The 15,821-nt window shown below is 45.7% G+C and carries 15 protein-coding genes; 5 read left to right on the top strand and 10 right to left on the bottom strand.

Going from position 1 to position 15,821, the window contains the following annotated elements:
- Window positions 1-76 precede the first annotated feature (76 nt).
- The 3 genes from ilvN to orn all read right to left on the bottom strand — a co-directional run bounded on the left by ilvN (window position 77) and on the right by orn (window position 2,981).
- Window positions 77-568, bottom strand: coding sequence for an acetolactate synthase small subunit (gene ilvN, locus THIAE_RS01410; protein WP_025299253.1), 492 nt, complete (start codon window positions 566-568; stop codon window positions 77-79).
- Window positions 569-573: 5 nt separating this feature from the next.
- Window positions 574-2,271 (bottom strand): acetolactate synthase 3 large subunit, encoded by a 1,698-nt coding sequence (locus THIAE_RS01405; protein WP_006459474.1) that lies wholly within the window; start codon window positions 2,269-2,271, stop codon window positions 574-576.
- A 164-nt stretch (window positions 2,272-2,435) separates the two neighbouring features.
- Window positions 2,436-2,981 (bottom strand): oligoribonuclease, encoded by a 546-nt coding sequence (gene orn / locus THIAE_RS01400; RefSeq protein ID WP_006459475.1) that lies wholly within the window; start codon window positions 2,979-2,981, stop codon window positions 2,436-2,438.
- Between the two features lie 104 nt (window positions 2,982-3,085).
- Here orn and THIAE_RS01395 point away from each other — a divergent pair, with 104 nt between their 5' ends.
- From THIAE_RS01395 to rsgA, 3 genes are read left to right on the top strand one after another with little or no spacing between them, the layout of a single operon-like run.
- Window positions 3,086-4,345 (top strand): M48 family metallopeptidase, encoded by a 1,260-nt coding sequence (locus tag THIAE_RS01395; RefSeq protein ID WP_006459476.1) that lies wholly within the window; start codon window positions 3,086-3,088, stop codon window positions 4,343-4,345.
- A 21-nt stretch (window positions 4,346-4,366) separates the two neighbouring features.
- Window positions 4,367-4,708 (top strand): 4a-hydroxytetrahydrobiopterin dehydratase, encoded by a 342-nt coding sequence (locus THIAE_RS01390; protein ID WP_006459477.1) that lies wholly within the window; start codon window positions 4,367-4,369, stop codon window positions 4,706-4,708.
- Between the two features lie 9 nt (window positions 4,709-4,717).
- Window positions 4,718-5,734 carry a ribosome small subunit-dependent GTPase A gene (rsgA, locus tag THIAE_RS01385; RefSeq protein ID WP_006459478.1) on the top strand — a complete coding sequence of 339 codons (1,017 nt, stop codon included), beginning with the start codon at window positions 4,718-4,720 and terminating at the stop codon, window positions 5,732-5,734.
- Here the strand turns inward: rsgA and THIAE_RS10845 are convergent.
- On the bottom strand, window positions 5,699-5,872 hold the full coding sequence (locus THIAE_RS10845) for a hypothetical protein (protein WP_006459479.1): 174 nt from the start codon (window positions 5,870-5,872) through the stop codon (window positions 5,699-5,701). The two genes, rsgA and THIAE_RS10845, sit on opposite strands and share 36 nt — an antisense overlap.
- Window positions 5,873-6,089: 217 nt before the next feature.
- Between THIAE_RS10845 and THIAE_RS01380 the strand changes: the two genes are divergently transcribed.
- Together THIAE_RS01380 and THIAE_RS01375 are read left to right on the top strand one after the other, a co-directional pair.
- Complete coding sequence (locus tag THIAE_RS01380) at window positions 6,090-6,395, top strand: c-type cytochrome (protein ID WP_006459480.1); 306 nt, start codon at window positions 6,090-6,092, stop codon at window positions 6,393-6,395.
- 84 nt (window positions 6,396-6,479) lie between these two features.
- Window positions 6,480-6,791: a c-type cytochrome gene (locus THIAE_RS01375; RefSeq protein WP_006459481.1), complete on the top strand. Its 312-nt coding sequence runs from the start codon at window positions 6,480-6,482 to the stop codon at window positions 6,789-6,791.
- Between the two features lie 79 nt (window positions 6,792-6,870).
- On the opposite strand, the gene THIAE_RS01370 is transcribed toward THIAE_RS01375, so the two are convergent.
- From THIAE_RS01370 to THIAE_RS01345, 6 genes are all read right to left on the bottom strand, one after another.
- Window positions 6,871-10,731 carry a DUF3683 domain-containing protein gene (locus tag THIAE_RS01370; RefSeq protein ID WP_006459482.1) on the bottom strand — a complete coding sequence of 1,287 codons (3,861 nt, stop codon included), beginning with the start codon at window positions 10,729-10,731 and terminating at the stop codon, window positions 6,871-6,873.
- Window positions 10,732-10,835: 104 nt separating this feature from the next.
- Window positions 10,836-12,263, bottom strand: a complete 1,428-nt coding sequence (der, locus tag THIAE_RS01365) for a ribosome biogenesis GTPase Der (protein ID WP_006459483.1) — start codon at window positions 12,261-12,263, stop codon at window positions 10,836-10,838.
- A complete protein-coding gene (gene bamB, locus THIAE_RS01360; RefSeq protein WP_025299252.1) occupies window positions 12,256-13,488 on the bottom strand; it encodes an outer membrane protein assembly factor BamB in 1,233 nt (410 codons plus the stop codon). The genes der and bamB overlap by 8 nt, the downstream gene beginning before the upstream one ends.
- Entirely contained in the window at window positions 13,485-14,126 is a 642-nt protein-coding gene (locus tag THIAE_RS01355) for a YfgM family protein (protein ID WP_006459485.1), read from the bottom strand. Before THIAE_RS01355 ends, bamB begins: the two co-directional genes overlap by 4 nt.
- Before the next feature lie 3 nt (window positions 14,127-14,129).
- Window positions 14,130-15,398: a histidine--tRNA ligase gene (gene hisS, locus THIAE_RS01350; RefSeq protein WP_006459486.1), complete on the bottom strand. Its 1,269-nt coding sequence runs from the start codon at window positions 15,396-15,398 to the stop codon at window positions 14,130-14,132.
- A 30-nt stretch (window positions 15,399-15,428) separates the two neighbouring features.
- Window positions 15,429-15,812 carry a helix-turn-helix domain-containing protein gene (locus THIAE_RS01345; protein WP_006459487.1) on the bottom strand — a complete coding sequence of 128 codons (384 nt, stop codon included), beginning with the start codon at window positions 15,810-15,812 and terminating at the stop codon, window positions 15,429-15,431.
- Window positions 15,813-15,821 lie beyond the last annotated feature (9 nt).

Below are 15,821 nucleotides of genomic sequence, written 5' to 3'. Positions count from 1 at the left end.
AGTTTAAGTGAAAATTTGCGGAATTATAACCTAGTCTTAGATGAAATGGCTAAGACCAGGCCTGCTAATAGAAATATTAGAGCTGTAAACACTTCTCGCCGCGCATAATACCCATTGCACCCGAACGAACCGTTTCCATAATTAAAGCGGAATCGATCGCTGCAATAAAAGCATCAAGCTTCTGAGTTTCACCGATAAGCTGAACAGTGTAAGTCGTCGCTGTCACATCAACGATTGTGCCACGGAAGATATCGGTTAATCGCACGAGTTCTTCACGGAAAGCGCCCTGTGCGTTAAGTTTAATCAACATTAACTCACGTTCAATATGTGGTCCATCAGTCAAATCGACCACCTTCACCACATCAATTAAACGGTTAAGGTGCTTAACAATTTGCTCAATCTGTTGAGCCGTGCCGCTAGTCACCAAAGTTAAACGTGATAAAGACACTTCCTCAGTTGGCGCAACCGTTAGAGCGTGAATGTTGTAACCACGAGCTGAGAACAGACCCGCTACACGTGAAAGTGCGCCTGACTCATTTTCAATGAGCATCGAAATTATATGTTTCATAAGACTTACACCAAAATCATTTCGTTTTGTCCGGCACCTGCTGGAATCATGGGATAGACGTTCTCTTGCGGATCGGTCACGATATCAATAAAGACTAGACGATCCTTCAAAGCAAATGCCTCTTCTAGTTGCTGACGCATCGTTTTTGGGTTATCAATGCGCACACCAACATGGCCATAAGACTCCGCTAACTTCACAAAATCAGGTAGCGAATCCATGTAGGACATTGAATAGCGGCGATCATAGAAGAACTCTTGCCATTGCCTAACCATACCAAGGTAACCGTTATTTAAACTCACAATTTTGATCGGTAAACCATATTGCAAACAGGTTGACAGCTCTTGAATATTCATTTGGATGGAACCTTCACCAGTGATACATACCACTGTTGCATCAGGCAAGGCCATCTGAACACCCATAGCTGCCGGCAAACCAAAGCCCATCGTACCCAAACCACCGGAATTAATCCAACGACGGGGTTTTTCAAACGTGTAGTATTGCGCGGCAAACATTTGGTGCTGACCCACATCTGATGTGACATACGCATCGCCGTTCGTCACTTCCCATACGGCCTTCACTGCAGCCTGAGGCTTGATTTTAGTACCACTTTCATCAAACTTTAAGCAATTCATCTCACGCCATTCAGCAATTTGTGCCCACCAAGCATCAACCGCTTCTTTGTTGCCACCTTTTTCAAGTTTGGCAAGGTGTTGATTCATTTCCGCCACAACCTGCTTTACTGGTCCAACAATGGGTACATCCACAATGACGTTTTTGGAGATAGATGCAGGATCAATATCAACATGAATAATCTTGGCCGTTGGGCAGAATTTTTCAATATTACCCGTGACGCGATCGTCAAAACGCGAACCAATCGCAATCAACACGTCGCAATGATGCATCGCAAGGTTTGCCTCATAGGTACCATGCATACCTAGCATCCCTAGATTCTGGGGATCTTGAGCAGGGAAGGCGCCAAGCCCCATCAAAGTTTGAGTAATTGGATAGCCAAGTGACTTGACTAACTCAATAAGCTCAGCCGAGGCATCACCTAATACCACACCGCCACCGGTATAAAAAATTGGTCGCTCTGCAGACAGCATAAGCTCTACCGCTTTTTTAATTTGACCGCTATGACCTTTTGTTACAGGTAAGTAGGAGCGTAGCTCAACTTCTTGTGGATAAACATAGGTGCTTGTGGCGTTTTGTACATCTTTCGGAATGTCAACAACAACTGGGCCTGGTCGGCCAGTTGTAGCAATATAAAACGCTTTTTTGAGCGTGATTGCTAAGTCTTTAACATCCTTGACCAAGAAATTATGCTTCACTATAGGGCGCGTTATACCCACGGTATCGACTTCTTGGAAGGCATCCAAGCCAATTAGGCTAGTAGGAACCTGTCCTGTGAAGACGACCATTGGAACCGAGTCCATGTAAGCTGTCGCAATACCTGTTACGGTATTGGTAGCCCCTGGACCCGATGTAACGAGCACCACACCTGGCTTACCTGTAGAGCGGGCATACCCATCAGCTGCATGCACAGCCGCTTGTTCGTGACGCACAAGAATATGTTTCAACTCTTTTGCATCGGTATCCAGAGCGTCGTAAATAGGCAAAGCCGCGCCGCCTGGATAACCCCATATATGCTCTACCCCCTCATCCTCTAAAAAATGAACGAGAATTTGGGCACCAGTTAGTTCCACAATAATGGTCCTCCATTGACTGAGTCAGCTAAATTAGCGTGACTGACAGGAATAAAATTTGAAAAGTTGTTAATTATAACGAAGTTTGCGCAATTTGCGAAACAAATTATCTTTAAAGTCAATAGCCTTATTTGAAGATAATTTCCTACTATATTACTCGGAAATTAATTTTTTGGAAACAATTCATCACGGTAAAAACGCAATTCCGCAATGGACTCGTAAATGTCATCCAAAGCAAGATGAGTATTTTTCTTATTAAACCCACTGTAAACCTTTGGATACCAGCGTTTTGCCAGCTCTTTAAGGGTACTTACATCTAAATTGCGATAATGAAAGTACCCTTCAAGCTCTGGCATATCTACCGCTAGAAAACGTCGATCCTGACAAATACTATTGCCACACATAGGAGACTGCCCCTTGCTGATATATTGTGCAAGAAAGTCAATCGTCGCTTTCTGCGCCTCTGCAAGCGTCACTTTACTCGCCTTAACACGTGCCGTTAAACCAGATTCACCGTGTGTCTTTTGACACCATGAATCCATTTTTGCTAACTCATCTTCAGCTGTTGCTATGGCCAAAACAGGCCCCTCCGCTAATACATTTAGCTGTGCATCGGTTACCACGGTAGCAATTTCAATCACTTTATGAAAACCAGGCTCTAACCCGGTCATCTCTAAATCAATCCACACTAAATTTGTATCAGATTTCATAAGTTTTCCGTTTTGACATAAAATAAACCCCCATAATACCTGTTAACCAAATTTGAAAAAAGCCTAAGCCATGCAAGTGAGCATCGTGCAATTGAGGAGACGCTATGAATCTTGTGAGTATTTTGTTTTTAATCAGCTGGGCGACTAACCTCATTATAGAGTTGGTACTTAACATTAAAAACCAGTTACACATTGCCTTACACAAGGATGCGGTACCGCAAGAATTTGCGCAAACTGTTGACCTTGCCGCTCATCAGAAGGCCGCCGACTATAGTCGTGAAAAACTTCAGCTTGCCCGTTTTATTTTATTCTTTGATGCCGCATTAATCCTAATCATGACACTGGGCGGTGGTTTTCAAGACATCTACACAATTTGGCAAGGTTTTGAATTAGCCCCAATTTGGCAGGATGTCGGCTTTTTATTATTTACCTTTTGGTTTTTGGCTTTGCTTCACCTCCCTTTCAGTTTGATTAGTACGTTTAAGATTGAAGCTAAATTTGGTTTTAACCGCACGTCCCCTAAACAATTTATCAGCGACCTAATTAAACAATGGTTGTTAATGCTGATATTGGGGCTACCCTTGTTGTGGATTATTGTTCTACTAATGAACACCTACATTGACCAGGCCTGGTGGTTAGCCGTTTGGGCAGTATGGATGACCTTTAACCTCCTACTCCTATGGGCTTATCCGAAATGGATTGCTCCACTATTTAATAAATTCACCCCACTTGAAGACGGTGAAATGAAACAGCGTATTGAAGCCTTACTGAAGCGCACCGGATTTGAGTCTAATGGTATTTTTGTTATGGACGGATCTTCTCGCTCCGGGCATGGCAATGCCTACTTTACCGGCATGGGCAAAAACAAACGCATCGTGTTTTTTGATACCCTGCTAGAAAAACTCAATGTCGATGAAGTTGAGGCGGTACTGGCACACGAACTGGGGCATTTTAAACATGGTCATATCAAAAAGCGTTTGATAATGAGTGCATTTATTAGCCTAGCAGGCTTGGCACTTCTAGGCTGGTTAGTGCAGTGGCCCGCTTTTTATGCCGGCCTTGGCATGACCACTGCCACGCCAGCAGCAGCATTGCTTCTTTTTGTGACCGCGGTGCCCTTAATGTTCTTTTTCCTTGGCCCGATTATGGCTATGCAAAGTCGCAAAGATGAATTTGAAGCCGATGCATTTGCTGCCAAATATGTCGGCGCACATCATTTAGTAAGCGCCTTACTGAAGCTCTATCGCGATAATGCCAGCAGCCTAACGCCTGACCCAAGTTACTCGGCTTATCATGACAGTCACCCGCCGGCTAAGATTCGCATTGATCATTTAAATTCATTAACAACAGCTGCAAACCCATAGATAACAACAAAAGGAGCGACGATGAGTGACTTACCAGATCTAGTCAACCAAAAATGCACAGACATTTCACCAGGTTCTAAAGGGTTGGTTATACCCACTGTTGAGAGCTATTTGAATATGTTACCGGGCTGGGATGTAAGCCTTGATTATGCCAATTTGCATAAAACCTTTAAGTTCAAAAACTATCATCAAACCCTGGCCTTCATTAATGCCGTAGCGTGGATTGCACACCAACAAGACCATCACCCAGATATTCAGTTTGGCTACAACCAGTGCACTATCACGCTCAAAACTCACAGCATTAAAGGCCTAAGCCAAAATGATGTGATTATGGCCGCTAAAATTAATGCATTACTCAATTGAATAGCCTGAATGAGCAAACGTAAATTAAACATTCAGCAACAGCGCCGTGTACTTAAGCAACGGTTTAAGTCCGCAGATCAGCAGAACTCACAGGCACAACCAGGCCTAGTCATTACTAATTTCGGCCAACGGTTACTGGTTGAAGACGAGCAAGGCACTATTTTCAATTGTGCCGTTCGCCAACATTTAGGTAAATTGGTTGCAGGAGACCGGGTGTTTTGGGAAACCGATACTGAAGCCGGTCGTGGTATTGTCAGTGCAGCTATACCACGACATAGTGAACTTGCACGACCCGGCTTCCGTGGTCAGACGCGAATGGTGGCAGCGAACATTGATGTAGTTGGGATTGTTGCGCCTATCGAACCTGGCGTTCACCCTGACATGATTGATCGCTACTTAGTAGCAGCCGCACAGCTCGATATCCCTGTTGCACTGATCATTAATAAAATCGATTTACTGACTAGCGATGAAGACTGGGAAGAGCTGGCCGAAATTTTATTACCTTATGATGAAATGGGCATAGACATCATCACCGTTTCAGCCCACCTAACCGACGGTCTTGATGATATTAAAGCCTTTTTAAACCAGAAAACGTCGGTTTTTGTGGGACCATCCGGAGCTGGAAAATCCTCATTAATTAATGCCCTCGTACCTGATCTTGCCATACGTACCAGTTCACTTTCTGCCGCAACCGGCCTTGGCGTGCATACAACGACCAATAGCATTTTATATCACCTACCCTGTGGTGGTGATATTATCGATTCCCCAGGAGTTCGACGCTTTACGCCCTCGCCTTGTTCGCTCTCTGAACTTGAAGGCTATTACCCTGACTTTGCTCCATTTCTTGGACAATGCCGTTTCGATAACTGTACCCATCAGCATGAACCAGACTGTGCGATCCGCAAGGCCGTTGAAACCGGCGACATTGCTGAAAGTCGTTTTGCAAGCTTTCAAAGCCTGCGGCAAGAATTTGCCGAACACTTTAATCTATCAGGCGGCCAAAAACACCGAGATAAAGTAAAGTAAACCGGCCGTTAAACCTATCACCAGTACCCAAAACAAGAATACCCAAGCCAAAGGCTTGGGATTGTTAATCAGCTTTAATACATACCAACTTGCAAACGTAGCCAACATCACTAAAAGCCAAATTTTAATTAGTGCCATAAGGTTAAATCCTCTGTTTAGTGTGCTTCTATTTTAGATGGTTTCTGACGCAAAAAAGAAGATATTAACTAATTTTAGATACCCATATCGTTTCGCGCAAAAACCATGAACATCACACTACAAAACCGCGACTTAACTTGACTCAACTGACTGATTAAGGTCTAATAATAGTAGGGATTTCCCTAAAATTTTTATACGTGCTTTAGGAGAGTGCAAAATGAAAAAAACAATCTTAGCTGCAACTGCTGCGGGGTTAATGACTTTTGGTATGGCTGCACAAGCAGGTGATATCCAAGCTGGTCAAGGTGCTTACTCAACCTGTATGGGTTGTCATGGTATGCAAGGTCAAGGCGGTGTAGGTCCAGCTGTTGCTGGTCGTGACGCTGGTGAATTGGCTGAGCTGATGAAAAAGTACCGTGCAGGTGAACAAGTTGGCCCGATGACAGCTATGATGGCCCCTATGGCTGCTGGTTTGTCTGATGCAGACATTGCTAACTTAGCTGCTTACATGGCTTCTTTATAAGTTATCGCCTCAAAGCCGTCTGAATTTTCAGACGGTTTTTATTTTGTGAAACAGAGTGTTTCAACTAAAGGCATGGAGAAAAAGATGAATAAGAAAAGTATGGTTCTTGCTGTTTCATTAGGCTTAATGACTGCTACCAATGTGGCTGTAGCTCAAATGGCACAACAGCCTGCAAAATTAAATACCTGTATTGGTTGTCATGGTGTTGATGGTAACAGTGTAGTGCCTAACTTCCCAAAACTTGCCGGTCAGCACGCAGCCTACCTTGAAAAAGCGCTTAAAGACTATCGCGACGGTTTCAGACGAGATGAATCCATGGCGGCTTTTGCCCGTGGTTTAACCGACGAAGAAATTCGTGAACTCGCAGAATACTATTCACAACAAACACCACGTTAATATCTGGTTTTTTGTAATCTGAATTAATAAAGCCCCTATATGGGGCTTTTTTAATAACAGGATTTTGTGACCCAACCGGTCAAAGTAGCACTCGATCAATACCACCAGACTGCACACTCGAGATAAAGTCTTTTTTCCAGTCTTTACCCATCAAGTTATTGGCTAACTCAACCACGATATAGTCGGTTTTTAAACCGGTATCGTCTTGATAACGATTTAAGCCCTGCTGACAGGCCGGACAAGAGGTCAGCAGCTTAACATTGCCATTCACGGCGTTCTCTTCACCGGTCAGGTCTTTAATGCCCTGCTTCAGCTCCGCTTCTTTGCGGAAACGTAACTGGTTGGCAATATCCGGCCTTGCCGTTGCAAGCGTACCGGCCTCGCTACAACAGCGGTCGTTCAGCGGCACATTGATACCGGTCAGCTCAGATGCCACTTTGGTAGAATCATATTTTTTCATCGGGTCATGGCACGGCGCGTGATACATGTACTGCACGCCGTTAGTCGATTCCATTTTGACACCCTTTTCCATTAGATATTCGTGAATATCTAATAAGCGACAACCCGGGAAAATCTGCTCGAACTCATATTTCAACAATTGATCCATACAAGTGCCACAAGACACCAACACGGTTTTAATATCCATATAGTTCAGCGTATTTGCAACCCGATGGAATAATGCACGGTTTTCAGTGGTAATCTGGGCGCCCTTGGCCGCCTGCCCTGCAGCGGTTTGTGGATAACCACAGCACAGATAACCAGGCGGCAAAATAGTTTGCGCACCGGTTTCATAAAGCATGGCCAAGGTCGCCATACTGATGTCACTGAACAAGCGTTCCGAACCACAGCCAGGGAAATAAAACACGGCTTCGGTGTCCTCAGTGGTTTTGTGCGGATCACGCAAGATCGGCACGATCGTTCGATCTTCTAACGCCAGCAGCGCGCGCATGGTCGGTTGATTCGGCCCGGTATCCAGTGGCTTGCGCACAAAATGAATCACCTGCTGCGTCACCGGTGTGCTGCCGGTCGATTTGGCAGGTAACTGATCTTTCTTGCCCAACAGACCTGTCCACTTAGCAAGCTTATGACCGATACGTTGACCCAACGCCCCCCAACCAATCATGGTGGTGCGTAATAACTTCACCAGGCCTGGTTGGCCGGTATTCAGATAGAACAAGGCCGCCTTGGTGCCCAGGCTGACTTTTTTCTGCCCCATATCGGTCAAAATTTTACGCATACGAATCGACACGTCACCAAAGTCGATATCGACCGGACAGGGCGCTTCACACTTATGGCAGGTGGTACAGTGATCGGCAACATCGTTCATTGCATCAAAATGATGCAATGAAATCCCGCGACGAGTTTGCTCCTCGTACAAGAAGGCTTCAATCACCTGACCGGTGGCGAGAATCTTGTTACGCGGTGAATAGAGCAAATTCGCACGCGGAATATGGGTCTGACAGACCGGTTTACATTTACCGCAACGTAAGCAGTCCTTAATATCATTATTGAGCTGATCCAATTCACTGGCTTCAAGAATTAACGCCTCTTGCTTAACCAAGGACAAGGACGGCGTATAGGCGTTATGCAGCCCGGAGCCCGGCATGAGCTTGCCTTTGTTAAAGTGACCATTCGGATCAACTTTATGCTTATATTCGACAAAGGCTTGGATTTTTTCCGGCGACAGGAATTCGATTTTGGTCAGGCCAATACCATGCTCACCCGAAATCACCCCGCCTAATTCGGTCGCGAGTTTCATCACACGCTCCACAACCGCTTCGGCTTGATGGATCATCCGATAATTATTGGAATGCACCGGAATATTGGTGTGGATATTACCATCGCCGGCGTGCATATGCAGCGCCACAAATAAACGTGCATTACGTATATCAAAATGCAGCTCTTTTAGCCGTTTCATCATGGACTCAAAATCATGCCCCATAAAGGTTTGTTGCAAGAACTCCAACACTTCTTTGCGATAGGACACCACTAAATCACGACGTAAAATCAGTTTAACCAAAGATTCATTGTCACGAATCAAGGTGCGCGCCGACTCATCCATTAAGTCTAAAAACTGCTCGGCGGGTTTGTCTAAACCGTCATAAAACGCCTGCCACTTGCGCTTTACATTCGACAAATGTGCCAGGGTGGCATCAACCTTAGTTTTAAAATAGGCTGCCGGATCCCCTTGCGAATCTTCAAAATCATCTTCAAGAGTATATTCTTTAATCTCGCCGTTAAAATATTCTTCCAAGGCATCAATAATCTCGACCTTGTTTTGCAGCGACATTTCAATATTGATGCGTTCTATGCCTTCGTTGTACTCATTCAAACGCGGTAAAGGAATCACCACGTCTTCATTGATTTTGAACGCATTGGTATGGGCCGAAATTGCGGCGGTGCGTGAACGGTCTAGCCAGAAACGTTTGCGCGCTTCTGCACTGACCGCGACAAAGCCTTCTGCGTTACGTTTTTTAGCCAGTTCAACAATTTCTTGGCAGGTTTTCGCCACTTCAAAACCATTATCACCGGCAATATCGCCCAACAGAATCATCTTCGGCAATTCACGGCGGTTGGCCTTGGTGTTGTACTTGACGGCACGCACATACCGCTCGTCTAAATGTTCGAGACCGGCCAGCAATATGCCTTGCGCTTTTTTGCTTTCAATATAGTCGGTGATTTCCACAATCGCCGGCACCGCCAGGCTCAAATCCGTGCCAAAGAATTCTAAACACACGGTGCGAATATGTTCCGGCATGCGATGCAAAATAAACCGTGCCGAGGTAATTAAACCGTCGCAGCCTTCTTTTTGTACACCGGGCAGACCACTCAAAAACTTATCGGTCACATCCTTACCCAGCCCTGCTTGACGGAAAGCCGAACCCGGAATATCCAGGCGCTCGACTTCACCGCGCGGCGTTTTGCCGTCGGACTCATAACGATGCAGCTCAAAACTGACGGTCGCCTGATCTTGCAGCTTGCCAAGATTGTGATTGACACGCACGACTTCTAACCAACTTGCATCCGGCATCACCATTTTCCAAGAGGCTAAGTTATCCAGGGTCGTGCCCCACAGCACGGCTTTTTTGCCGCCGGCATTCATCGAGATATTCCCGCCAATGGTCGAGGCATCGTGTGAAGTGGGATCCACCGCAAACACCAAGCCATTACGTTCCGCCAACTCCGTCACGCGCTTGGTGACCACCCCGGCACCGGTGCGCACCGTCGGCACTTTAACACCGACGCCAGGCAGCTCAACCTTTTCCACCATACTGAGAAATTCAAGCTTTTCGGTGTTAATCACCGCCGTATTGGCCTCAAGCGGAATCGCACCACCCGTGTACCCCGTGCCACCGCCACGCGGAATAATCACCAAGCCTAACTCAATACAGGCGGCGACGATATCGGCGGTTTCTTGTTCGGTATCCGGGCTGATGACCACCAAGGGCAACTCTACCCGCCAGTCGGTTGCATCAGTGGCATGAGAGACACGTGCTAAACCACCAAAATCAACATTGTCTAACCGGGTGATTTTCTTTAACCGCTTGCTGACTTTTTGGCGTAATGAAATTTGTTGCGGGAACCAAGCTTCAAACTGCTTAACTGCCTCTTGTACTAACTTCAATAGCGATTCGGCTAGCTTATTGTTGTTAAGTCGCGATTCAACCTGAGCCAAACGGTGATGTAACGCTTCAATTAAAGCCTGTCTACGCTTGGCATTTTCAAGCAAATCATCCTGAATATAAGGGTTACGTGACACCACCCACATATCACCCAACACCTCGAACAGCATTTGCGCTGAACGACCGGTGCCGCGACTTTCACGCAGCTGCTCAATCGTTTGCCAGCCGGATTCCCCTATAAAACGCTTGACGATCTCGCGATCTGAAAACGAAGTATAGTTGTAAGGAATCTCACGAATACGTTTGCTTGTGTTCATAACAGGGCTCATTCAAATTTTTCTTAACATAAAGGTTAAAAAAGCATCTCTAACTTAGGTTGTAGAGATGCTTTGAGTCGTTTTAACGGAGCACCTTACTAGTGCTAACGTTGGCGAGGTTGCTGTCTTGTTTTTTTAGATTCTCGATAACTAGCTAAATGTTTTTTTCGATGTAGTTGTCGCTGGGTTAACTCACTCCGCTCCGTATCAAAGGGGTTTTCACCCACTTTAAACTCAATCATCACAGGCGTACCTTCCCACTTAAATGCTTTTCTAAACACATTTTCAAGATAGCGTTTGTATGGGGCAGGCGTTTTATCAAGTTTATTACCATGAATAATGACGCGAGGCGGATTTAAACCACCCAAATGAGCATAGCGCATTTTCAGTCTGCGACCACCTACTAAAGGGGGTTGGTGATCGAGTATCGCCTGCTCTAAAACCCGGTTTAGATCTGCAGTTGAAACCTTTTGTGTAGCAGCACGATAGACCTTCTTTATACTACTAAACAAATCGCCTACACCACTGCCATGCAATGCGGAAATTAAATGAGTTTTTGCATAACTAATAAACTGTAATCTAAGATCTAATTCATGCTTGATCTTAGCTCGCTGATCGCTGTCAAGACCATCCCACTTATTGACAGCGAGCACTAAGCCACGACCTGATTCAATCGCCAATCCCAACAGAGTTAAATCCTGGTCGGTGATGCCTTCAGAGCCGTCCATCAACATGACGACAACATGCGCATCTTGCATGGCTTCGATAGCTTTAAGCACTGAAAACTTTTCAATTTTTTCCGATACTTTTTTACGCCGACGCACCCCGGCGGTATCAATCAAGGTATAGGCTTGACCATCTCGCTCAAAGGGCACATAAATACTGTCGCGCGTAGTACCTGGCATGTCAAATGCCACCACTCGATCTTCACCCAGCATACGATTAATTAAGGTCGATTTGCCAACATTAGGGCGACCAATAACAGCAACACGAATACCTGGATGCTCATCAAGGTCAAAAGACTGTTGCTCCTCAGTTTCAGGCATCCGTTCGATCAGTTCATCTACTGCTTCAGCCACATTATCACCGTGTGCTGAAGAGATACCAATTGGCTCACCGAGTCCCAACGCATAAAACTCAGCAGTCAAGACCGCTAAATTACATCCTTCGGTCTTATTCACTAATACCTGAACGGGCTTACCAAAACCTCGAATATAGTTCGCAATAGCCTCATCCGCGGGGGTAATCCCCGCCCGGCCATCGACTAGAAAAAATATACCGTGAGATTCTGCAATGGCCTGCTGTACCTGCCCGGCCATCAAACTATCAACACCAAGATCTTCGCCACTCAAACCGCCTGTATCGACAACAATATATTCACTACTGCCGACTTTGCCTGTGCCATACTGACGGTCACGCGTTAAACCTGGAAAGTCCGCAACGATAGCATCGCGGGTTTTAGTTAAACGATTAAACAGGGTTGATTTTCCGACATTCGGTCGCCCAACCAAAGCGATAATGGGTTTACTCATGTGTATCTGTTTGCTCGTTTATAAGTTGAAATTCTGCCAAATTAAGATCATAACTGATGAGTTGGCCATTACGATCCAGGACAAGATAAGCGTTATCTTCTACAGCAACAACAAGTAACTGACGGCCACGATCCAGATGGTCTACATGAGCGAAACGTGCTAGAACACGACCATCGACCTGACTTAACCAATGCATATAACCGAATCCATCTAATAGTAATAGCGCCGAACTGTCATCGCTCAGACTAACCTGATGAATACTACCAGGCATACGCCCTACCAGACCTGCTTGGTTCCAAATTTCAGTACCGGAGCTGGCATCAATTGCGCGTACAATCTGATCATTTCCTGCGATGAATAATCGGTTATCCTGAAAAGTAAAATCTTTGGCGCCAGAAAGTGGCCGTGTCCAGATAAAGTTACCCGTTTGGGCATTTATAGCCGCCATTCGACCATTATAAGCCAGCGCAAATAAGCGCCCCTGGTCATAAACAAGCTGTGCTTGGATATCAACCATACGCTCTAAATCAGTTCGCCCCGTCGGTATCGCCAACCTAGCTTGCCAGATCGTTTCGCCATTGGTAAGCGATAAGGCCTCAACAAAACCGTTTTCACGACCGACAAAAACTTGATTCCCTACTACCAATACCGGAGCGGCTCCACGCAAAAACAAATTAGGCATTTGCGCACTGGCTACCCAGATAACATCGCCATTGAGTTTATCTAGAGCAATAACACGGCCATCATTAGTGCGGACCAATACCCTATTCTGTGTCAGCGCTGGAACCGCTACAACTTCACTATTCAGCTGTGTCTGCCATATTATTCGACCTGTTTCGGCATGAATGTGCATTAAGCTGCCTTTGGCAGTGCCAACATACAAGCCCGTGGCGTCAAGAGCCGGCCCCGCAATCAAAGGCGCATCAAAACGGGTCTGCCACAATACCTGATCACTAAAACGCGCTTGTGGTACACGTGTTATAGCCGTTAACAGACCAGAACTTGCCGCCACATAGGCGCGATCCTGGTCGGCCAAGTTAATCGCTAAGCCTCGCCCATCTGCCTGTGACACTAAATCAAGATTTAAGCGCCAATTAAGTGACACAGGGGCATTTGCCACACCAAGCATAAGCGGTCCAGGCTCAGGCTGTGTATTTGGCGTTCCTGAGCAGCCTATGATCGAAGTTAGAAAGGCGATCAAGCCAAGATATTTCAGTTTATTCACAGCGCTAAATCATCCTTGTATAAGCGTGCAATATTGCGCAAGTCAGCTGTAGCACTTGGATTAGCCAATACCCTTTCAAACGCTGCTTTTGCTTGCTCTGCATCACCCTGGTGCATATTGATAAGTCCTTGATGATAATCATACTGGGCTCGCGATGGCGCTGGCAATAGCGCAGTGGCAATCTGCTCTAGTGCTTGTTGTGCTAACTCATAACGTTGCGCATTAATATGTAATCTAACTAAACGCAAAGCGGCTGCTTCCATAAATGCATTATCAACTCGAGCAGCTATAACCCATTCTAAAGCGTCCTGCGCCTCGTCAAACTCACCCTGTTCAATGTAGTAACTGGCTAACATCATTGCCGCGGCAGCAGCATAAGGACTTCGAGGAAAATCTTGCATTAAGCGTCGCGCTTCACGAGTTACTTCACCGAATTGGCCGGTCTGCTGACTCACCTCCAGCATATCAAAGGTCATAGACGCGGTTGTCGCTTTGCTTAATTGACTAGCTTGCCAATAACGCCACCCAGAAAAACTTAATACGACAATTAGCACAGCACTTAACAACCAAGTGCCCCACTTATCCCACCAAGCTTTTAATTGTGCAAGTTGCTCTTGTTCACTATCATGGCGACTCATAACTTATTTAATCCTTGTACTTAAATGGGTGATTAACTGATCCCAACTGAGGGTTTCTTGTGCGACATCTTCCCTAAGTGCTTTAAGCTGCAAGCTTTGAGTAGCGAGTTCATCCTCACCCAGCACGAGTGCGAAGCGCGCACCTGATTTGTCGGCCTTTTTGAATTGGCTCTTAATACTCCCCCCCCCGCTGTGCAGCACAACGCGCAGTTCTGGAAAATGATCTCGTATGCTTTCGCATAACAAACTTGCTGCCGGAATCGCTGCATCGTGGGCCACAATCATATATATATCTGCAGTAGCTTTGGGCTTAAAGCCAGATTCGGCTAACAACACCATTAAACGCTCTAAGCCCATCGCAAAGCCAACGGCAGGTGTAGCTTGCCCCCCAATTTGGCTCACCAAGCCATCATAACGACCGCCGGCACAGACTGTCGCCTGCGCACCCAATTTGCTGGTGGTCCACTCAAACACTGTTTGATTGTAATAATCCAACCCTCTTACAAGATTGCTATTGAGCGTATAGTCAATACCTAGGCCATCAAGAAGAGCGCAAAGCTGGTTAAAGTGATCACGAGACTCTGCATCTAAATGGTCTGCAAGCTTAGGTGCTTGTTGAATCAATTCAGCCATCGCCGGATTTTTACTATCTAGAATCCGCAAAGGGTTACGGTCTAAACGTCTCAAACTGTCTTCATCTAGCTGGTCAAGATGCTGTTTAAAATAATCCGTTAAGATTGTTTTATACTCAGCCCGCGCTTGCGCACTCCCTAGTGAGTTGAGTTGTAATTCAAAATCATCAAAACCCAAAGCCTCCCAAAGCCTTGCGGTAATAGCAATTAACTCGGCATCTACTTCTGCGGCCGAAAAACCAAATACTTCCACGCCAAATTGATGAAACTGACGATAACGTCCTTTTTGCGGACGCTCATGGCGAAACATCGGACCGTAATAGTAAATCTTTTGAGTCTGATTGTATAACAACCCATTTTCAATCATCGCCCGGACGCACCCAGCTGTCCCCTCGGGACGCAAACTCAAGCTGTCCCCATTTCGGTCGTCGAAGGTATACATTTCTTTTTCGACGATATCGGTCACTTCACCAATCGCACGGCTAAATAACGCCGTCTTTTCTACAACAGGAAGATAAATAGGTTGATAGCCATATTGGCTAAGCGTCCGTTCTGCTGTCTGAATTAAAAATTGCAATATCGCAGCATTGTCTTGCACATAATCATTCATGCCACGGACTGCAGTCAGTTTAGTTGCCATATCGATGAAATACTCTGAGTGTTAGATTCACTAAATAAAATATATTGCCAGCGCGGCACTGAACAATGTGATGACCAGTAGACCAATTGACACCCTCAACCATGGGAAAAATGGTTTAGACCAATCTTCTTTTGAAATTGGCTGAAGCTCTGCAGCAATTTTTTTCAACTCTTGCGCGTTCAGTTCAAACGGTTCAAGATCAAGCTCGACCTTACTCGCATAATTGCGCACATACCCCCTATCAAAAGGTGACAAGGATGACAAATCGACATAAGACTCCATCTCGTTAATTTTATCAAGACTAAGCTTCATGATGTCGGCCATCGCTTCCTGAGTTAAATCCTGCTGTAACCTTGCTTGCTCAAGCGCCTCTCCCAAGGCCAGGCCTGGTTCTTGTGAGTGTTCAACAGTCATGCTTGGCTC

This window comes from Thiomicrospira aerophila AL3 (assembly GCF_000227665.2).
Classification (GTDB): Bacteria; Pseudomonadota; Gammaproteobacteria; order Thiomicrospirales; family Thiomicrospiraceae; genus Thiomicrospira; species Thiomicrospira aerophila.
This window is presented reverse-complemented; position numbering and strand designations above follow the sequence as displayed.

What these genes read in the sequence shown, in the direction of transcription:
- ilvN (WP_025299253.1), bottom strand. Translation starts at nt 568, where the DNA reads ATGAAACATATAATTTCGATGCTCATTGAAAATGAGTCAGGCGCACTT.
- orn (WP_006459475.1), bottom strand. Translation starts at nt 2,981, where the DNA reads ATGAAATCTGATACAAATTTAGTGTGGATTGATTTAGAGATGACCGGG.
- THIAE_RS01395 (WP_006459476.1), top strand. Translation starts at nt 3,086, where the DNA reads ATGAATCTTGTGAGTATTTTGTTTTTAATCAGCTGGGCGACTAACCTC.
- THIAE_RS01390 (WP_006459477.1), top strand. Translation starts at nt 4,367, where the DNA reads ATGAGTGACTTACCAGATCTAGTCAACCAAAAATGCACAGACATTTCA.
- rsgA (WP_006459478.1), top strand. Translation starts at nt 4,718, where the DNA reads ATGAGCAAACGTAAATTAAACATTCAGCAACAGCGCCGTGTACTTAAG.
- THIAE_RS10845 (WP_006459479.1), bottom strand. Translation starts at nt 5,872, where the DNA reads ATGGCACTAATTAAAATTTGGCTTTTAGTGATGTTGGCTACGTTTGCA.
- THIAE_RS01380 (WP_006459480.1), top strand. Translation starts at nt 6,090, where the DNA reads ATGAAAAAAACAATCTTAGCTGCAACTGCTGCGGGGTTAATGACTTTT.
- THIAE_RS01375 (WP_006459481.1), top strand. Translation starts at nt 6,480, where the DNA reads ATGAATAAGAAAAGTATGGTTCTTGCTGTTTCATTAGGCTTAATGACT.
- THIAE_RS01370 (WP_006459482.1), bottom strand. Translation starts at nt 10,731, where the DNA reads ATGAACACAAGCAAACGTATTCGTGAGATTCCTTACAACTATACTTCG.
- der (WP_006459483.1), bottom strand. Translation starts at nt 12,263, where the DNA reads ATGAGTAAACCCATTATCGCTTTGGTTGGGCGACCGAATGTCGGAAAA.
- THIAE_RS01355 (WP_006459485.1), bottom strand. Translation starts at nt 14,126, where the DNA reads ATGAGTCGCCATGATAGTGAACAAGAGCAACTTGCACAATTAAAAGCT.
- hisS (WP_006459486.1), bottom strand. Translation starts at nt 15,398, where the DNA reads ATGGCAACTAAACTGACTGCAGTCCGTGGCATGAATGATTATGTGCAA.
- THIAE_RS01345 (WP_006459487.1), bottom strand. Translation starts at nt 15,812, where the DNA reads ATGACTGTTGAACACTCACAAGAACCAGGCCTGGCCTTGGGAGAGGCG.